At 76.0% G+C, this 4,947-nt stretch carries 4 protein-coding genes; 1 reads left to right on the forward strand and 3 read right to left on the reverse strand.

Annotation, left to right across the window (positions count from 1 at the left end; genetic code table 11):
• The first annotated feature begins 64 nt into the window (after window positions 1–64).
• Window positions 65–1,273, forward strand: coding sequence for a S53 family peptidase (locus ABZ641_RS25605; protein WP_359985272.1), 1,209 nt, complete (start codon window positions 65–67; stop codon window positions 1,271–1,273).
• A 77-nt stretch (window positions 1,274–1,350) separates the two neighbouring features.
• On the opposite strand, the gene ABZ641_RS25610 is transcribed toward ABZ641_RS25605, so the two are convergent.
• The 3 genes from ABZ641_RS25610 to ABZ641_RS25620 all read right to left on the reverse strand — a co-directional run.
• Window positions 1,351–3,234, reverse strand: coding sequence for a hypothetical protein (locus tag ABZ641_RS25610; RefSeq protein WP_359985266.1), 1,884 nt, complete (start codon window positions 3,232–3,234; stop codon window positions 1,351–1,353).
• A gap of 159 nt (window positions 3,235–3,393) precedes the next feature.
• Window positions 3,394–4,437 carry a S66 peptidase family protein gene (locus tag ABZ641_RS25615; RefSeq protein WP_344625477.1) on the reverse strand — a complete coding sequence of 348 codons (1,044 nt, stop codon included), beginning with the start codon at window positions 4,435–4,437 and terminating at the stop codon, window positions 3,394–3,396.
• A gap of 82 nt (window positions 4,438–4,519) precedes the next feature.
• A partial coding sequence (locus ABZ641_RS25620) for a zinc-binding dehydrogenase (protein ID WP_359985269.1) occupies window positions 4,520–4,947 on the reverse strand: 428 nt, incomplete at its 5' end.

Genomic DNA, 4,947 nt, shown 5'->3' on the forward strand with positions numbered 1-4,947 from the left:
GCCGGCCGCCGGGTCCGCCCTCCGCGGGCCGGCCGTCCACGTCCGGCCCGCGTCGAGCGGCCACATCAGCGCGGCCGGCCGCACCGCCCCGATATCCACCGCCGAGTGCGTCGCACAGATCGGCATCCACTGCTACTCGCCCCTGCAGTACCGCACCGCCTACGACTTGGACCCGCTGTACCGGCAGGGCGTCACCGGCAAGGGCCGGACGATCGTCATCGTCGACTCCTTCGGCTCCCCGACGATCCAGCACGACCTGGAGGTCTTCGACAAGCAGTGGGGGCTGCCCGACACCATCGTCGAGGTGGTCAAGTGGGGCGACGTGCCGCCGTTCGACCCGACCAACGGGGACCACACCGGCTGGGCCGGCGAGACCACCCTCGACGTCGAGTACGCCCACGCGATCGCCCCGGACGCGCACATCGTGCTGGTCGAGACCGGCGTCGCCGAGACCGAGGGCGTCACCGGCCTGCCGGAGATGATGGACGCCGAGAAGGCGATGATCCGCTCCGGCCGGGCCGACGTGATCTCGCAGAGCTTCGGCGCCACCGAGAACACCTTCCCCGGCTTCGACAAGCACGACTTCTCGTCCATCGAGAAGCTGCGGTACGCCTTCAAGGAGGCCGCCGCCCGGAACGTCACCGTGCTCGCCGCCTCCGGCGACAACGGCGCGACCGACGCCATGGAGAACGGCAGCGACCTGTACCCGTACAAGGTCAACTCCTGGCCGTCCGCCGACCCGCTGGTCACCTCCGTCGGCGGCACCCAGCTCACCCTGGACGACAAGGGCGTCCGCACCGCACCCGACAAGGTCTGGCACGACGACTACGGCGCGGCCGGCGGCGGCGTCTCCGGCGTCTTCGAGCGCCCCTGGTACCAGGCCGGCGTCGCCAAGGTGACCGGCAACCACCGCGGCACCCCGGACATCTCGATGAGCGCCGCCGTCGACGGCGCGGCCTGGACGTACGAGTCCTACGACCCGACCCGGGTCGGCTGGCACCTCACCGGCGGCACCAGCGAGGCCACCCCGATCTTCTCGGGCGTCGTCGCGCTCGCCGACCAGCTCGCCGGACACCGCCTCGGCCAGCTGAACTGGCGGATGTACGGCCTGGCGATGCTGCCCGCCAAGTGGAGCGGCATCAACGACGTCACCGCCGGCGACAACTCCTGGGACAAGGTGACGGGGTACCAGGCGGCCCCCGGCTACGACCTGGCCTCCGGCCTCGGCACCGTGGACGGCACCCGCTTCGTGCACGCGCTCGCCGGACGCTGACCGGCCCCGCACGTCCGGGCCGTCCCGCCGCTACCGGCGGGGCGGCCCTCCGGGCGTCCGCGGGGCCGCGGCGTCCGTCAGCCCTCGGCGGCCGCGGCCGCCAGCTTGGCGAGGTAGCGCTCGGCCGCGCGCAGCTTGCGGCCCTCCGGACCGGGCAGGTGGGCCCGCAGCTCGATGATCTCCGGGGCGATCCGGATCGCCTCGGCCGGGTCCGCCACCGCCCGCCAGCAGGCCTCGGCGTTGGTCGCGGCCCGCTGGGTCTCCGGGTCCTCGGCACCGGCGGTGCCGAGCAGCGCCAGCGCCACCTCCCGGTACAGGTCGGCGGCGAGCACCGTACGGCCCGCCAGCCGGGAGACGTGCGCCCGGACCTGACGGACCTGCAGCACCTCGGGGGCCGCCGCGCCGTGCGTTCCGAGGGCCTCCTCCTCCAGGGCCAGGGCGAGTTCGGCGGCGGTGTCGTGCTCGCCGGCGTCGGCGGCGCGGACGATCCGGCCGACCGCCTCGCGGTAGTCCGCGACCGGCTCGGCCACCGGCTCCGCTGCCGGCTCCGCGGAGGGGGACGCCTCGGGGGCGGCCCGCTTGCCGAGCTGGACCCGGGCCGCGGAGCCGCCGGGCGCCTCCGCGGGCGCCCCGATCGGGTCGGGGACCACCGCGGTCCGCGCGAGTTCGGCCGCCGCGGCGGCAGCCTCCGGCGACATCGGCGGCGGCACCGGCGGGTCGCCGGGCAGCCGCTTGCGCAGCGAGACCGGGCGCGCCGGGCGCGGCGGGGTGGGCGGCACCCCCGGCTTGAGCAGCGACACCGGGCCGCGCGGCGCCACCTGCTGCGCCTTCGCCAGGGTGATCCGCGGCGCGGCCGCGGCGGGTGCCGCCGGGCGGGGACGGCCGGGGCGGGCCCCCGGCCGCTTCGGCTGGACGGCCGAGGGCCGGGGCGCCTCGTTGAGCCTGGCCGCGGTGGAGGTGTCGCCGATCTGCCGGGAGGTGTTGCGGAAGACCGGGCGGTCCGGGGCGTGCGACTGCAGGACGGCGGCCTCCGGCCGGAGCACCGAGTGCACCTGCCGGCGCAGCTCCTCCGGTGCGAGCACCGGCCCGGCGCCCGGGACGCCGACGTGCAGCACCTCGATCAGCGCCCGGGTGAACGTGCCGACCTGGTCCGGGTCCGGGTTGACCACGGCCCACAGCGGCACGCCGTCGGTGAGCGGCGAGATCGTGCTCTGCACCAGCGGCCAGGCGGTCTGGTCGGCGCTCAGGTCGGCGACGACCAGGGTGTCCCACTCCTGCGGGCGGTGCTGCAGCTCCGCGGCGACGGCCTGCCAGGGCAGGGTGTCGTGCGAGCGGGCGTCACGGAGCGTCAGGAAGAGCTGTTCGCCGCGCCGGTCGGTGACCAGGTGCCCGCCGATGTGGACGAGCAGCGGGCCCGGGTGCCGGGAGGCGGCGCGCAGATGGGCGAGGACGGTCTGCGGGTCGCCGGCACCGGGCAGGTGCACGGCGTCGACCGCGTCGGAGGCGAGCAGGACGTGCGGCGAGACGGCCGCCAGCATCGCGGACAGCACCGGTGCCTGTGCGCTGCCGCGACCCCAGGGCCGGCGGCCGCTGTTGCCGTAGCCTCCCTCGACGACCAGGATCCGGCCGCGCAGGCCGGCGCCGAACCCGCGCAGCGGCGAGGTGGCCGGCAGCCCGGCCGGCCCCGGGCCGGGCGGGACGGCCGAGACGACCGGGGGCGCGGGCGGCGGCGCGGGGGCCGGGCCGGGCTGCTGCTGTTGCTGCTGCGGCAGCTGGGGCTGCTGCGGCGGGACGGGCGGCAGGGTGATCGCCGGCATGGTGGTCGTCCAGCCGGTGTGCGGCACGGGTGCGGGCGGTTCGGCCTGCTCCTCGCCGGGTCGGTATTCGGCCGGCCGCGGGGGCGTGTCCGTGTCGAACGGTCTCCGCTCGCCGCCGCCGGAGGCCGCTGTCACGTCCGCCACGCCCGGTCACCGCCCCGCCCCGCCGCCCGCCGCGGCCTCGTCCTTGCCAGCGCGATGCCCTCCACCGCGCACGATTTCGCCACCATACGGGGTGATCCCGGGCCGGTTCCAGGCCGGGTCGCGATGACCGCCCGGGCGGGTGGCGCAGCCGTCGGTCCGTCAGTAGGTCACGGTGATCCGGCGGGCCGGCCCGTCCACCCGGACGGTGCCGCCGTACGGGATCACCACCTGCGGGTCGGTGTGCCCGAGGTCGACGTCGAACACCGCCATGGTGTCGGGCGCGTACGCGGCCAGCGCACGGAGCACCGCCTCGCGCTGCCCGGCCCGGTGCGCGGCGCGCTGCGCGGCGTCGTTCGGCCGGTCGAAGGACCACGCCTTCGCCCGGCCCATCAGCAGCGCGGGGAAGCGGGCGAGCAGCCCCCGCTCCCCCATGTTGCGCAGGATCCGGAACACCTCCTCGCCGGACGGGAGTTCCTCCGAGGTCTCCAGGAAGAGCACGCAGCCCTCGTACGCCTCGGGGCTGCGGATGCCCCGGTCGGCCATCAGCAGCCAGCCGAGGATCTCCAGGTTGCCGCCCCAGCTGACCCCCTCGACCACCCGCTCCGGCCGGTGCCAGGTCCAGCCCCCGGCGGGCTGCATCGGCGCCTCGGACTCGAAGGTCGCCGGCTCCTGCCAGGGCCGGTCGATGTCGTTGAACTCCGCGGGCTCGGTCAGCTCGTACGGGCCGGAGGTGAACAGCGCGGCGCGGGCCGAGGCCCCGGTGACGGGGTGCAGGGCGCCCGGGCGGCCGAACTCGGTCATCACGCTCGCCCCGTGGTAGCCGACGATGCCGAGGTTCCACAGGTGGGTCAGCAGGTTGGTGTTGTCGCTGAACCCGAGGAACGGCTTCGGATTGGCGCGGATCAGCTCGTCGTCGAGGTGCGGCAGCACGGTGATCTGGTCGTCGCCGCCGATGCTGGCGATCACGGCCTTGATCTCCGGGTCGGCGAAGGCCGCGTGGATGTCGGCGGCCCGTTCCTGCGGCGAGCAGCCCATCCGCCGGGTGGTCGGGTACTCCACCGGCTTCAGACCGAACTCCTCGGTCAGGCGGCGCAGCCCGAGGTCGAAGGGCAGCGGCAGGACGGCCGGCAGGCCGGAGGACGGCGAGAGGATCGCCACCCGGTCTCCGGGCTTCGGCTTGGGCGGGTACACGGGAGCTGTCATGCCCCGATCGTAGGTTCGGCAGGCCCGTGTGCCGAAGCGGTTCCGGCGGCCCGGACGGGAGGCCCCGTCCGGTGACGGACGGTCAGTTCCGTTCCTCCCGGACGACCAGGAGGGTCTTGCCGGTGGTCGCCCGCGCCTCGATCGCGGCATGCGCCTCGGCCGCGCGCTCCAACGGGAACCGCTGCCCGATCAGCGGCCGGAGCCGGCCCGCCGCACCCTCGGCGAGGGCCTCGGCGGTGGCGGCGCGCAGCAGCACCGGGTCGGGCCGGGCCGGTGCGACGAGCTCCACCCCGCGGTCCTCCGCCGCCTCCGGTGGGATCGCCGCCCAGCTGCCGCCCGCCAGCCCGTAGCTGACCATCCGCCCGCCGGGCACGAGCAGCTCGAAGGCGGCCCGGGCGAGATCGCCGCCGACCCCGTCGAGGACGACGTCCAGGCCGCCGGTGCCGGACCGCACCAGCTCCGGCCAGCCGGCCTCCCGGTAGTCCACGGCGAGCTTCGCGCCGAGGCCCG

The organism is Kitasatospora sp. NPDC007106, from assembly GCF_040634455.1.
Taxonomy (GTDB): Bacteria; Actinomycetota; Actinomycetes; order Streptomycetales; family Streptomycetaceae; genus Kitasatospora; species Kitasatospora arboriphila.